The 13,044-nt window shown below is 65.4% G+C and carries 12 protein-coding genes; 11 read left to right on the top strand and 1 reads right to left on the bottom strand.

Translation table 11 applies throughout. The features are described 5' to 3' along the window. Positions 1-72: 72 nt before the first annotated feature. From ACLIIZ_RS05625 to ACLIIZ_RS05610, 4 genes are all read left to right on the top strand, one after another. A complete protein-coding gene (locus ACLIIZ_RS05625; RefSeq protein WP_416691141.1) occupies positions 73-1,701 on the top strand; it encodes a methyl-accepting chemotaxis protein in 1,629 nt (542 codons plus the stop codon). Between the two features lie 63 nt (positions 1,702-1,764). After that, positions 1,765-2,748 carry a hypothetical protein gene (locus ACLIIZ_RS05620; protein ID WP_416691140.1) on the top strand — a complete coding sequence of 328 codons (984 nt, stop codon included), beginning with the start codon at positions 1,765-1,767 and terminating at the stop codon, positions 2,746-2,748. Positions 2,749-2,953: 205 nt separating this feature from the next. After that, positions 2,954-4,621, top strand: a complete 1,668-nt coding sequence (locus ACLIIZ_RS05615; RefSeq protein WP_416691139.1) for a SagB/ThcOx family dehydrogenase — start codon at positions 2,954-2,956, stop codon at positions 4,619-4,621. Further along, entirely contained in the window at positions 4,618-5,058 is a 441-nt protein-coding gene (locus ACLIIZ_RS05610) for an ankyrin repeat domain-containing protein (protein ID WP_416691138.1), read from the top strand. The genes ACLIIZ_RS05615 and ACLIIZ_RS05610 overlap by 4 nt, the downstream gene beginning before the upstream one ends. Here the strand turns inward: ACLIIZ_RS05610 and crcB are convergent, their stop codons facing one another. Next, on the bottom strand, positions 5,059-5,448 hold the full coding sequence (gene crcB / locus ACLIIZ_RS05605; RefSeq protein ID WP_416691137.1) for a fluoride efflux transporter CrcB: 390 nt from the start codon (positions 5,446-5,448) through the stop codon (positions 5,059-5,061). It lies immediately after the preceding gene. Between the two features lie 168 nt (positions 5,449-5,616). Here crcB and ACLIIZ_RS05600 point away from each other — a divergent pair, with 168 nt between their 5' ends. The 7 genes from ACLIIZ_RS05600 (at position 5,617) to pyrF (ending at position 13,033) form a co-directional block, all read left to right on the top strand. Next, positions 5,617-7,188: an inorganic phosphate transporter gene (locus tag ACLIIZ_RS05600; RefSeq protein ID WP_416691136.1), complete on the top strand. Its 1,572-nt coding sequence runs from the start codon at positions 5,617-5,619 to the stop codon at positions 7,186-7,188. Positions 7,189-7,288: 100 nt separating this feature from the next. Then, positions 7,289-7,933 carry a DUF47 domain-containing protein gene (locus ACLIIZ_RS05595; RefSeq protein ID WP_416691135.1) on the top strand — a complete coding sequence of 215 codons (645 nt, stop codon included), beginning with the start codon at positions 7,289-7,291 and terminating at the stop codon, positions 7,931-7,933. 8 nt (positions 7,934-7,941) lie between these two features. Continuing rightward, positions 7,942-8,949: an inorganic phosphate transporter gene (locus ACLIIZ_RS05590; protein ID WP_416691134.1), complete on the top strand. Its 1,008-nt coding sequence runs from the start codon at positions 7,942-7,944 to the stop codon at positions 8,947-8,949. A gap of 107 nt (positions 8,950-9,056) precedes the next feature. Next, positions 9,057-10,853 carry a glutamine--tRNA ligase/YqeY domain fusion protein gene (locus ACLIIZ_RS05585; protein WP_416691133.1) on the top strand — a complete coding sequence of 599 codons (1,797 nt, stop codon included), beginning with the start codon at positions 9,057-9,059 and terminating at the stop codon, positions 10,851-10,853. A 1-nt stretch (position 10,854) separates the two neighbouring features. Continuing rightward, the gene (locus tag ACLIIZ_RS05580; RefSeq protein ID WP_416691132.1) at positions 10,855-11,055 is read left to right on the top strand and encodes a hypothetical protein; all 201 of its coding nucleotides are present in this window, start codon (positions 10,855-10,857) and stop codon (positions 11,053-11,055) included. Next, positions 11,055-12,224 carry an Eco57I restriction-modification methylase domain-containing protein gene (locus ACLIIZ_RS05575; protein WP_416691131.1) on the top strand — a complete coding sequence of 390 codons (1,170 nt, stop codon included), beginning with the start codon at positions 11,055-11,057 and terminating at the stop codon, positions 12,222-12,224. Before ACLIIZ_RS05580 ends, ACLIIZ_RS05575 begins: the two co-directional genes overlap by 1 nt. Continuing rightward, positions 12,221-13,033: an orotidine-5'-phosphate decarboxylase gene (pyrF, locus tag ACLIIZ_RS05570; protein ID WP_416691130.1), complete on the top strand. Its 813-nt coding sequence runs from the start codon at positions 12,221-12,223 to the stop codon at positions 13,031-13,033. The genes ACLIIZ_RS05575 and pyrF overlap by 4 nt, the downstream gene beginning before the upstream one ends. The last annotated feature ends 11 nt before the right edge of the window (positions 13,034-13,044 follow it).

Genomic DNA, 13,044 nt, shown 5'->3' with positions numbered 1-13,044 from the left:
CCAGGAAGGCATACCCTGAGCATCAGAAAATCCAAAGCTGAAAAAATCAGCAAACGCTTGGAGGCAAAAATCGTGAATCTATTCAGTTTCGCCAGCATGAAGGGGCGTCTGACCCTGTCCGTCCTGGTCGCCCTGCTTGGCCTGATCCTGCTCGGCACCTTCCAGATTCTGCACCTGCGCGCACAACTGCTCGAGGACCGCAAGGCGACGCTGAACGCCGCCATCCACATCGCCACGAGCACGATCAAGGCTTTTCAGGAACAGGAAGCGAAAGGCGAACTCAGCCGCGAGCAGGCGCAGAAGCACGCGACCGACGCGCTGCGCGGCATGCGCTACCTCGGACCGGAGTACTTTTACGTTTACGACAGCAAGGGCATGAACGTCATGCATCCGGTCCGTCCGGAATACGTCGGCAAGAGTCACTGGGACCGCCAGGACAAGCAAGGCAACTACACTGTCCGCGATCTGGTCAAGACCGCGCTCGACAAGACCGGCTTCACCGAAACGCAAACCGCCAAGCCGGGCAGCGAGGTCTTGGTGCCCAAGCTGCAGCGCGTCGAGCACTTCGCGCCGTGGGACTGGGTGGTCGGCACCGGGCTCTACATCGACGACCTTGACGCACTGTTCTACCGGCAACTGCGCAACGTCGGCATGGTCATCGCACTGATCCTCGTGCTCGTCGGTGGCATCACCTGGTGGGTGGCGCGCTCGCTGCTCGCCCAGATCGGCGGCGAACCGGCGCTGGCAGTGGCGACGATGAGCCAGGTCGCAGCCGGCGACCTGACAGTCTCGATCAAGAACGCGCGGCCAGGTAGTTTGCTCGGCGAACTCAATCTGCTGGTCGAATCCCTGCGCCGGATGATGGCAAACATTTCGCAAAACGCCGCTCAGGTGGCGAACGCGGCCCAGGAAATCTCCGACACCTCGGCCCGCGTTGCCGTCGCTGCCTCGGCCCAGACCGACGCAACGCAGACGATGGCGGCGGCGATGGAAGAATTGACCGTCTCGATCACCCACGTTTCCAGCAATGCCGGCGAAACCGAGGAACATGCCAGCAGCGCCGCCGAACTCGCCGTCCAGGGCGAACGCAGCGTCGAAACCGTCGCCGCCAATATCGCGACCATGGCCGGAACCGTCGGCGAAGCCGCCGAGAAGGTGCGCACGCTGTCGGCCAACGCCCAGGAAGTCGCGCGCATCGCTTCGGTGATCAAGGACATCGCCGGCCAGACCAACCTGCTCGCGCTCAACGCCGCGATCGAGGCTGCCCGCGCCGGCGAACAGGGGCGCGGCTTCGCGGTCGTCGCCGACGAAGTGCGCGTCCTCGCCGAACGCACCGAGAAGGCAACGCTCGAAATCTCCGGTGTCGTCGAGCGGATTCAGGGCGAAACGCTCAACGCCGCCCGGGTCATGGACGCCGCCCTGCCGGAAGCGGAGCAGGCACGCGCGACCGCCAGCGACACGACAGAACTGCTGCACCGCATCGCCGAAGGCTCACGGGCGGCCCAGAGCCTGGTTCGCGATGTCGCCGCATCGACCCGCGAGCAAAGCGAGGCGAGCACCTCGCTGGCCCAGCAGGTCGAACGCATCGCCAATCAGGTCGAAGATACCGGCACGAGCATGCGCACCACGGCCCAGGCTGCCCAGTCGTTGCTCGACACCGCGCGCAACCTGAGCGCCGAGACGGCTAGGTTCCGGGTCTGACGGACAGCCGCCGGCGTTACTCGCCCGTTATAATCCGCGGACTCGAATCCGCGGATTATCGTCATGGCCATCATCCGATGCAACAAATGCGCACTGCTCGCCGAGCATCCTGACGAAGTTGTCGGCAAGAACGTCGCCTGCCCGAAATGCGGTGCGCCAACACCGGTCTATCCGACACTTTTCTTCATCGAAAAACTGCTCGACAAGTACTTTGCCGCACAGCGAGAAGTGATCCGCCTGACCCCGAGCACCGCCACGACACCACCGCTCCCCGCGCCGGCCAGCGAGATCGCCGGTATCGACCTCGCCAATACCGACTTCCTGGCCAGCGAGTTGCAGCACGGTCCGATCTACGACTGGTTCCGCAAGAAACAGATCAAGGTCCAGGCCAACACGCGCGGCGTCGACACCAGTGGCTTCTTCGACGAAGTGGCCGAAGCCATCGGCGCCAACCTGCCGGTACTCAAGGAAGTGCTGGAGCGCATCCGCTGGTCGCAGCAGAAGGAGCACGCCAGCGCGACGATCAACCTGGACAGGAAGTCGCCGGAAGAGGCCAAAGCCATCTCCACCTTCTGCCAGCAGCTCTACGATTTCTCCTTCGTCGCCAAGTGCTTCCACAACAAGCCGGAAAACAACGTCCGGCTGATCCTGCAGACGGCACCGACCATCCGCAATTTCTTCAACGGCGAGTGGCTGGAATGGCATGCGCTGATGAGCTGCCTGCGCTACGCCAAGGAGCGCCAACGCCGCTTTTCCTGCACGCGCGGCCTCGAACTGACGCTGAGCAACGGCGACCCGTACGAAATTGATGTTTTCATGCTGATCGACGGTGACACGCCAATCTGCATCGAATGCAAGAGCGGCGAATTCCGCCAGAACATCGACCGCTACCTGGCGCTGAAAAAACGTCTGGGCCTGGCGGGAAAACAGTTCGTAATGTGCATCGCCGGACTCAGCGACGAAAACGCCAAAGCCTTCTCGGCCATGTACGACCTGAGTTTCGTCAACGAACGGGGAGTCGCCGGACATCTGAGCCGCCTTTTCTGAGCGGGAGACTCCGGAAAAAAATGCGCCGCCCAGCGGGCGGCGTCGGCAGCAGGCATCCCGGACCGGCCGGGGCCATGGCACAGGCAGCAAGAATCTGCCTTCGCGGGTGAGCTTGTTTTTGTTGCCGGCAATTATCGGCTTGCGATGTTTCATTTTCGTTGCCGGGAGTCTTCTGGCCAACAACCGGTCTACACCGGCACAGCCCTTGCTCCCCTACAACGAAAACCAGGAAAGACCGCTCGCCGTGTCGGATAGCCCACAAAACCCACTGCGCCTTTACCACGCTCGCACCAAGCACGCTTTCGATGCCTACGCCGAAGGCCCCGGTCAGCTCGACTGGGATGCCCAGCCGGCACCGTTCCGCCATTACCCGGGGGCGCCGGTGCTCGAACTGCCGCTGGCCGCCGATCGTTTCGAACGCGCTTACGGCCGACTCGCCGAACAGCCTCCAGCCCCGGTGCCGCCCGCGCTGGAAAGTCTCGGTGCGCTGTTCGAACTGTCGTTCGCCATCTCGGCCTGGAAAAGCTGGGGGCCGAACCGCTGGGCGCTGCGCTGCAACCCGTCGTCCGGCAACCTTCATCCGGTCGAGGCCTGGGCGCTGTGCGGCGGCCTGCCCGGCGTGCCGGACGGCCTGCACCACTACGATCCCGAGCGGCACGCACTGGAACATCGCGTCCTCGTCCCGCCCGGCGACGCCACGCCCTGGCTGGCGATCGCGCTGTCTTCGGTGATGTGGCGCGAAGCCTGGAAGTACGGCGAGCGCGCCTTCCGCTATTGCCAGCTCGACGTCGGCCACGCCCTCGGCGCCCTCGCCTACGCTGCCGAGTTGCTCGGCTGGCGGCTGCGCCCGCTCGCCATCGGCGGCGACGAACTCGGCGGTCTGCTCGGGCTCGACCGCGAAACCGATTTCCCGGCCGGCCGCTACGCCTACACCGAGCGCGAGGAAGCCGAAATACTGCTCGTCGTCGACGCTCCCGGCCTCGCCGCGCCACCACCCAGCGCCAGCCTGCGTGCGCACCACGACGGCGCCGGCTGGCTCGGCCGGCCGAGCCGGATCGACCCGGCGCCCGGCTACCGCTGGCCGCTGGTCGACCAAGCGGCGGTGGCCAGCCGCACCCCGGAGAGCATCCCGGTTTCAGCGCCGCCGGGAAAACTCGACGAGTTTCCGCCGCTGCCGCCACACCCAACCACCGCCGGCGCCGCGCAACTGATCCGCCAGCGGCGCAGCGGCCAGCGTTTCGACCCACGCCAGACGCTGCCACGCGCCGCCTTCCTGCGCCTGCTCGACGCCACGCTGCCGCGCCCGCGCGCCCCGTTCATCGGGCAGACGGCGCCGGCACAAGTCCATCTGCTGCTCTTCGTGCTACGCGTCGACGGCCTCGACAGCGGCCTCTACCTGCTGCCGCGCGGCGGCGCCGGCGACCAACTGGCGGCGACGCTGGCCGCCCGTTTCCCGGACGCGACCCCGGTCGACGACTGCCCGCCGCACCTCGGCCTGCGCCGCCTGACCCGGGCCAGCCTGCCGGAACTGCAGCGCCTGGCGCGCGCCCTCAACTGCCACCAGGACATCGCCGCGACCAGCGCCTTCTCGCTCGGCATGCTCGCCGATTTCACCACCGCCGACGGCGCCGGCTACCGCGAACTGCTGCGCGAGGCCGGGCGCGTCGGCCAGGCGCTCTACCTCGAAGCCGAGGCCGCCGGCGTGCGCGGCACCGGCATCGGCTGCTTCTTCGACGATCCGGTACACGAGGTCGCCGGACTAGGCGGCGAACGCTGGCAGAGCGTCTATCACTTCACCGTCGGCACGCCGGTGATCGACGAGCGCATCGAAAGCTCGCCGCCCTACCCGCAACGACAACAGGAAGAATCATGAGCCCAAGCCTCGCCCAATTCCTCGACCACCATGGTTTTCCCCGCGACCGCTTATCGGCGCCGCAGGCCGACGGCCGCTTCACGCCGCTGATGCGCGCCTGCAAGGAAGGCCGCCTCGACATCGTCGACGAACTGCTGACGCACGGCGTCGACCTCGCGGTCAGCAACATCGATGGCTGCAACGCGCTCTGGCTCGCCTGCTACAACGGCAATCCGGGACTACTCCAGCGGCTGATCGACGCCGGCATCGAGATCGACCGCCAGAACGGCAACGGCGCCACCTGCCTGATGTATGCGTCCTCGAACGGCAAGGCCGATCTGGTCAAGTTGCTGCTGACCAACGGCGCCGACCCGGCGCTGCGCAACTTGGACGATTTCAGCGCGCTCGACCTGGCATCGACGATCGACTGCCTGCGGCTGCTGAAGCAGGCCGCCTGATCAGCCCCAGATCCGCGTCGCGCCGACGCTGAGCAGGCCGAGCCAGGTCGCCGTCAACGAGCCGGTGAGGTGGATCGCGGCGAGCCCGATGGCGAGCGCCGGCTGACCGGCGAGCAGACGCTCGACGACTTCGGCGGAAAAGGTCGAGAAGGTGGTCAAGCCACCGAGGAAGCCGGTGATCGCGAACAGCTTGAGCGCCAGCGGCAAGCCGGAGTTGAGATGAAAGACGCCAACGGCAACGCCGATCAGGTAGCCACCGATCAGGTTCGCGGCGAGCGTGCCCACGGGCAGCGCGACGAACAGCGGGTTGAGCGCCAGGCCGAGCAACCAGCGCGACCAGGCACCGAAAGCGGCACCCAGTCCAACGGCAGCGAATCCGATTGCGTTCATACCCCCTCCTTTTGCCCGATTCTACCGCGAGTCATCCGGCATGCCGCAACGGAAGTCCGCAACAAAACCGCCGCCCCAATGTCACAATAGCGCCTTTCGAACGGGGAGCGCCGACAAAAGCTAGAAGCGGCGCCAGCAGCATGGCCCAGGAAGGGCACGGGAGAACGCATGGAATTTCAGGACTTTGCCGACATCGAGAAGGCAACCAAGCGCGGCCGCCGGGAGTTCAGCCGGCTCGGCATGGGCTTGCTGTTCGTCGTCTGCATCATGATCTATACCGCGCTCGGCATCGGCATCACCGGCCCCCAGGGCATCATGCTGGTGGTTGCCTCGATGATCGGCGGTTACATGGCGATGAACATCGGCGCCAACGACGTCGCCAACAACGTCGGACCGGCAGTCGGCTCGCACGCCATCACCATGACCGGCGCCATCGTCATCGCCGCCATCTTCGAGATGGCCGGCGCCCTGATCGCTGGCGGCGATGTGGTGGCGACGATCCGTGGCGGCATCATCAAGCCGGACGCCATCCTCGACAGCAACCGCTTCATCTGGCTGATGACGGCCTCGTTGCTCGCCGGCGCCTTGTGGCTGAACTTCGCCACCGCCATCGGCGCCCCGGTATCGACCACCCATTCCATCGTCGGTGCCGTCCTCGGCGCGGGCATTGCCGCCGGCGGCATGAATGCCGCCAACTGGGGAACGATGAGCAGCATCGCCGCCAGCTGGGTAATCTCGCCGGTGCTCGGCGGCATCGTCGCCGCCGCCTTCCTGTTCTGGATCAAGCGGGCGATCACCTACCAGTCCGACATGGTCGCCGCCGCCCAGCGCACGGTGCCCATCCTGATCGGCCTGATGGCTTTCTCCTTTTCGACCTACCTGATCCTCAAGGGGCTCAACAAGATCTGGAAAGTCGATTTCCTGACCGCCGGCACCATCGGCGCCGCCATCGGCGTCCTCACCTGGTGGCTGATGACCGGCTCGCTGCGCCGCCGCGCCGGCCGGATGGACAATACCAAGGCCAGCATCAACGCACTGTTCACCGTGCCGCTGATCTGTGCCGCCGCGCTGCTCAGCTTTGCCCACGGCGCCAACGACGTCGCCAACGCCATCGGCCCGCTGGCCGCCATCGCCGACACCGTGATCCACGGCAAGCTGTCGGCCAAGGCCGGCATCCCGCTCTGGGTCATGCTGGTCGGCGCCATCGGCATCTCGCTCGGCCTGACGCTGTACGGTCCGAAACTGATCCGCACCGTCGGCAGCGAAATCACCGAACTCGACCAGATGCGCGCCTTCTGCATCGCCATGTCGGCGGCGGTCACCGTCATCGTCGCCTCGCAACTCGGGCTGCCGGTCAGTTCGACGCACATCGCGCTGGGCGGCGTTTTCGGTGTCGGTTTCCTGCGCGAATTCCTGAAGACCAATTACTCGCAGATGCTCGATGAAATCAAGGAGCACCACCTCGGCGAGGACAAGGAGGTGGTCGAAGCCTACCTCAACCGCTTCACCAAGGCTGGCGTCAAGGAAAAGCGGGAGATGCTCGACCAGTTGAAAGCGCGTACCGCCCAGGCCGATCTGTCGAAGTACGAGCGCAAGCAGATGCGCCGCGTCTACCGTCATGAACTGGTCAAGCGCTCGGCGGTGTTCAAGATCGCCGCCGCCTGGATCGTCACCGTGCCCGCCTCGGCACTGATGGCGGCGATGATCTATTACATGATCTTCGGCATCGTCCATGCCTGACCGGTCGGCGGGAAATCTCGCGCCGGCTTGATCCAACGCAACCCGCCTCCAGCCCGGGTGCTAAAATGGCGTTTTGTCACAAAAGTTAAACAAAACCGTCATGTTCGGCGCCTTGATGCCCAAAGAGGGTAAATATTTCGACCACTTCAACGCTCACGGCGCACTTGTCGCCCAGGGCGGCAGCACGCTCCGCCAATTGATCGACGTCCTGTCCAATGGTGCCGAGGAAGGCAAGGCGCAGGCCCTTGCCGACGAGATCGACCGCCTGGAAAGCGCCGCCGACAAGATCACCCACGAGGTCCTGGCGCAATTGCACAGCGCCTTCATCACGCCGTTCGACCGCGACGAGATCCACGAACTGATCAACGGCATGGACAACATCCTCGACATGACGCAGGACGTTGCCGAAGCGATGGCGCTCTACGACATCCACCGCATTCCGGCCGAAGCCCGCGCCATGGCCGAGATCACCGAGCGTAGCTGCCAGAAGGTCACCGAACTGGTGAAGCTGTTGCGCAACATGGACAACGGCCCGAGCATCCTCAAGCTCTGCCATGAAATCGACGCATACGAATCCGAAGTCGACCGCATGCTGCGCGTCTCGATGTCGCGCATCTTCCGCGAGGAGCCGGATGTCCGCGAAGTGATCAAGCTCAAGGAAATCTACCAGTTGCTGGAATCGGTGACCGACCGCTGCAAGGATGTCGCCGGCACGGTCGAAGCCATCGTCCTCGAAAACTCCTGAGTCCGGGCATGGAAGCCATCCATATGAGCCTCGGGGTGGTCGTCACCCTGGTGGTGGTGGCCTTACTGTTCGATTTCATGAACGGCTTTCATGACGCCGCCAACTCGATCGCCACCATCGTCTCGACGCGCGTCCTGAAGCCGCATCACGCGGTGATCTGGGCCGCCTCGTTCAACTTCCTGGCCTACTTCCTGTTCCACCTGAAAGTCGCCGCGACCATCGGCAAGGGCACCATCGACCCGAGCATCGTCGACCACTACGTGATCTTCGGTGCGCTGGTCGGCGCCATCGCCTGGAACATCATCACCTGGTACTACGGCATTCCCTCGTCGTCGTCGCACGCGCTGGTCGGCGGCCTGGTCGGCGCCGCCGTCGCCAAGGCCGGTTTCGGCAGCCTGATCGCGTCCGGCGTGCTCAAGATCATCGCCTTCATCTTCGTCGCCCCGCTGCTCGGTTTCCTCATCGGCGGCCTGCTGATGGTCGGCGTCTCGTGGCTCTGCCGCAACATGGCGCCACGCAAGGTGGACAAGCACTTCCGCCGCTTCCAGCTACTCTCCGCCGCGGCCTACAGCCTTGGCCACGGCGGCAACGACGCGCAGAAGACGGTCGGCATCATCTGGTTGATCCTGATCGCCGCCGGCATGTCGACCACGGAATCGGAAATCCCCGGTTGGGTCGTTTTCGCCTGCTACACGGCGATGGGCCTGGGCACCATGTTCGGCGGCTGGCGCATCGTCAAGACCATGGGCAACCGCATCACCAAGCTCAATCAGGCACGCGGCTTCTGCGCCAACAGTGGCGGCGCCGTCACCCTGTTCCTGGCCTCCGCCTTCGGCATCCCGGTGTCGACCACGCACACCATCACCGGCGCCATCGCCGGCGTCGGCACGACGCGCGGCACCCGCCACGTGCGCTGGGGCGTCGCCGGCGGCATCGTCTGGGCGTGGATCCTGACCATCCCGTGCAGCGCGCTGATGGCTGCCATGGCCTGGTACGTCGGCCGCCTGATCCTCTGATCGGCACCAACGCACGAACGGGCCGGCCAAGCGCCGGCCCGTTTCGTTTTCCGGCAGCGCGGCGCTGTTAGAATGTCGCTTTACCGAATCGCCCACGCCGGCCACCCATGTCCTCCGAAAACAAGACTCCCGCTCCCGCCACCAATTTCATCAAGAACATCGTCGAGGCCGACCTCGCCGCCGGCAAACACGCCCAGCGCCGCTGGGCCGGCCAGCCCGGCCTCGCCGCCGAGCACGCGGCGGCGCCGCTCGATGCGGCGAAGATCCGCACCCGCTTCCCGCCCGAGCCGAACGGCTACCTGCACTTCGGCCACGCCAAGTCGATCCTGCTCAACTTCGGCCTCGCCCAGGAATTTGGCGGCCGCTGCCACCTGCGCTTCGACGACACCAACCCGGAAAAGGAAGAGCAGGAATACGTCGACTCCATCGTCGACGCCGTCAAATGGCTGGGCTGCAGTTGGGCCGACGAGCGCGAGAACAACCTCTACTACGCGTCGAACTACTTCGACTGGATGGTCCAGTTCGCCGAATACCTGATCTCCGCCGGCCACGCCTACGTCGATAGCCAGAGCGCCGAGGAAATGCGCGCCAACCGCGGCACCCTGACCGAAGCCGGCAAGCCCTCGCCCTTCCGCACGCGCAGCGTCGCCGAGAACATGGACCTGTTCAAGCGCATGCAGGCCGGCGAATTCGCCGACGGCCAGCACGTGTTGCGCGCCAAGATCGACATGGCCTCGCCCAACATCAACCTGCGCGACCCGGCGATCTACCGCATCCGCCACGCCACCCACCACAACACCGGCGACAAGTGGTGCATCTACCCGATGTACACCTTCGCCCACCCGATCGAGGACGCGCTGGAGTGCATCACCCACTCCATCTGCACGCTCGAATTCGAGGACCAGCGCCCGTTCTACGACTGGCTGCTCGAACGCCTCGCCGAAGGCGGCCTGCTGCAGCGCCCGCTGCCGCAACAGATCGAATTCTCGCGCCTCAACCTGACCTACATCGTCCTTTCCAAGCGCAAGCTGATCCAGCTGGTCGACGAGAAGCACGTCAGCGGCTGGGACGACCCGCGCCTGCCGACCCTGGTCGGCGCCCGCCGCCGCGGCTACTCGCCGGAAGGCTTCAAGCTGTTCATGGAACGGGTCGGCGTCACCAAGAACGACTCGCTGATCGACTACGTCCTGTTCGAGGACGCCCAGCGCGAGGTGATGAACGAATCCGACCAGCGCCGCGTCGCCGTCCTCGACCCCTTGAAGCTGATCATCGACAACTATCCCGAAGGCCAGTTCGAGGACTGCGCGGTCACCAACCACCCGCTGCATCCTGAATTGGGTACCCGCGTCATGCCCTTCGGCCGCGAGCTGTGGATCGAAGCCGAAGACTTCCAGGAAGTCCCGGAAAAGGGCTTCCGCCGCCTCTTCCCCGGCAACAAGGCGCGCCTCAAATACGGCTACATCGTCGAATGCACCGGCTGCGACAAGGATGAAAACGGCCAGGTCACCGCCGTCCATTGCACCTACCTGCCCGACACCAGGTCCGGCACGCCGGGCGCCGACAGCGTCAAGGTCAAGGGCAACCTGCACTGGGTTTCCGCCGCCCACGCCTGCCCGACCGAAATCCGCCTCTACGACCGCCTGTTCCGCGTCCCCGCCCCCGGCGCCCGGCGCGAAGGCGACGCCCCCGAGCTCGAACGCGACTTCCTCGACGACCTCAACCCGGACTCGGTGCGGGTCATCACCGCCATGCTCGAACCCTCGCTCAAGGACGCCCAGCCCGAACAGCGCTTCCAGTTCGAACGCCACGGCTACTTCGTCGCCGACCGCGTCGACTCGAAACCCGGCGCCCCGGTCTTCAACCGCGCCGTGACGCTCAAGGATTCGTGGGGCAAGGGGCACTGAGATGGCCGGCAGCTGGGGTTGCCCGCACGAAGTCAATGACCGCTGCACGAAGATCAACAATCTGCCGTGTAACCCGGGCATGAAGGGCTGCGAGCTGGCCGGCCGCTACCGCTTCGTCGACGAGAGCAAGAACGAGCGCTACTGGGAAAAGAAGGCGCGCGAGCAGGCGGCCGCCGCCAAACCGCCCTCTCATCACGACTGATGCCGCTCGACGTCGCCCGCCTCGGCCAGGTGTTCACGCCTTCCAGGGTGGTGGATTTCATGCTCGACCTGTGTTCCAACACGGGCAGCGTGCTTGAGCCATCGGCCGGCGACGGTGCTTTCTTCAACGAGCTGCGCCGGCGCGGCCGCGATGTCACCGGCGTCGAACTCGACCCCGGGGTTGCCCCGGCCGGCGCCCGCGTCATGGATTTCTTCGACCTGCCGGAGAGCGAACGTTTCGCCACCATCGTCGGCAATCCGCCCTATGTGCGCTATCAAGACATCGCCGCACCGACCCGCAAGAAACTGAAATCGCCCCTGTTCGACAAGCGCAGCAACCTGTTCCTGTTCTTCATCGAGAAATGCATCCGCCACCTCGAACCGGGCGGTGAGCTGGTCTTCATCGTGCCGCGCGAGTTCATCAAGCTGACCTCGGCCAGGAAGCTCAACGCCTGGCTGTTCGGCCAGGGCTGCATCACGCATTTCTTCGAGACCGGCGACGTCCGCGTCTTCGCCGGCGCCAACCCCAACTGCTGCATCTTCCGTTTCGAGAAGGGGCGTTTCGACCGCCGCATGGCCGACGGCCGCGTCTTCACTGAAGTCGATGGGCAGCTGATGTTCCTGCGCGACGATCACGGCGTGCGCCTTTCCGACCTGTTCGACGTTCGCGTCGGCGGCGTTTCCGGCGCCGACCCGGTGTTCCGCCACGCCGAGGGCAACCTCGATTTCGTCTGCTCGAAGACCGCCGACACCGGCGAGACACGGCGCATGATCTACGGCATCGAACACCCCGCCCTGCTGCCGCACAAGCAACGCCTGCTCGCCCGCCGCGTACGCAAGTTCGACGAGAGCAACTGGTGGCACTGGGGCCGCCATTTCCCGATCAACGACGACCCGCGCATCTACGTCAATGGCCGCACGCGCAAGAGCGAGCCTTTCTTCCTGCACGACTGCCCGAACTTCGACGGTTCGGTGCTGGCGCTGTTCCCGAAGAACCGGCGGATGCGTCGGCGCGACCTGATCGAATGCACGATGATGCTCAACCACGAAGTCGACTGGCAGCAACTCGGCTTCGTCTGCGACGGCCGTTTTCTGTTCACCCAGCGCAGCCTGCAGACCTGCCTGCTGCCCGCCAAGTTTTCCCGTTATCTGCCGAAGGAAGAAACATGACCTTTACCCAGCAACTCGCCGCCGCCTGGCAGCAGAACGACTCGCTGCTCTGCGTCGGACTCGACCCCGATCCGGCCAAGTTCCCGGCCCACCTGAAGGGGCGCGATGACGCCATCTTCGAGTTCTGCAAAAGCATCGTCGACGCCACCGCCGACCTCGTCTGTTCGTTCAAGCCGCAGATCGCCTACTTCGCGGCGCGCCGCGCCGAGGACCAGCTGGAAGCGCTGATCGCCCACATCCACGAGCAACACCCCGGCGTGCCGGTGATCCTCGACGCCAAGCGCGGCGACATCGGCTCGACCGCCGAACAGTACGCCGTCGAAGCCTTCGCGCGCTTCCAGGCCGATGCCGTCACGGTCAATCCCTACATGGGCCGCGATTCGGTCGAGCCCTACCTGGCCTTCCCGGACAAGGGCGTGATCCTGCTCTGTCGCACCTCCAACCCGGGCGGCTCGGACCTGCAGTTCCTGGAAACCAACGGCGAAAAGCTGTACGAGCACGTCGCCCGCCTGGCCGCCGAAAAGTGGAACAGCACCGGCCAGATCGGGCTCGTCGTCGGCGCCACCTTCCCGGCCGAGATCGCCCGCGTGCGCCAGATCGTCGGCGAGATGCCGCTGCTGGTGCCGGGCATCGGCGCCCAGGGCGGCGACGTCGAGGCCACCGTCAAGGCTGGCCGTACCGCTGCCGGCAGCGGCTTGATGATCAATTCCTCGCGTGCCATCCTCTACGCCGGCCAGGGCGAGGACTACGCCGAAGCCGCCCGCCGGGCGGCGCTCGCCACCCGCGCCGAGATCAACCAGTACCGCTGAGGAGACGCCAG

Source organism: Azonexus caeni, from assembly GCF_048146105.1.
Lineage (GTDB): Bacteria > Pseudomonadota > Gammaproteobacteria > Burkholderiales > Rhodocyclaceae > Azonexus > Azonexus aromaticus_B.
Note: the sequence above shows the minus strand (reverse complement) of the source record. Positions and strands in the feature narration are given on the sequence as shown.

Bases quoted from the DNA above. Each gene is read 5' to 3' on its own strand.
- ACLIIZ_RS05620 (WP_416691140.1), top strand. From the start codon at position 1,765: ATGGCCATCATCCGATGCAACAAATGCGCACTGCTCGCCGAGCATCCT.
- ACLIIZ_RS05610 (WP_416691138.1), top strand. From the start codon at position 4,618: ATGAGCCCAAGCCTCGCCCAATTCCTCGACCACCATGGTTTTCCCCGC.
- crcB (WP_416691137.1), bottom strand. From the start codon at position 5,448: ATGAACGCAATCGGATTCGCTGCCGTTGGACTGGGTGCCGCTTTCGGT.
- ACLIIZ_RS05600 (WP_416691136.1), top strand. From the start codon at position 5,617: ATGGAATTTCAGGACTTTGCCGACATCGAGAAGGCAACCAAGCGCGGC.
- ACLIIZ_RS05595 (WP_416691135.1), top strand. From the start codon at position 7,289: ATGTTCGGCGCCTTGATGCCCAAAGAGGGTAAATATTTCGACCACTTC.
- ACLIIZ_RS05590 (WP_416691134.1), top strand. From the start codon at position 7,942: ATGGAAGCCATCCATATGAGCCTCGGGGTGGTCGTCACCCTGGTGGTG.
- ACLIIZ_RS05585 (WP_416691133.1), top strand. From the start codon at position 9,057: ATGTCCTCCGAAAACAAGACTCCCGCTCCCGCCACCAATTTCATCAAG.
- ACLIIZ_RS05580 (WP_416691132.1), top strand. From the start codon at position 10,855: ATGGCCGGCAGCTGGGGTTGCCCGCACGAAGTCAATGACCGCTGCACG.
- ACLIIZ_RS05575 (WP_416691131.1), top strand. From the start codon at position 11,055: ATGCCGCTCGACGTCGCCCGCCTCGGCCAGGTGTTCACGCCTTCCAGG.
- pyrF (WP_416691130.1), top strand. From the start codon at position 12,221: ATGACCTTTACCCAGCAACTCGCCGCCGCCTGGCAGCAGAACGACTCG.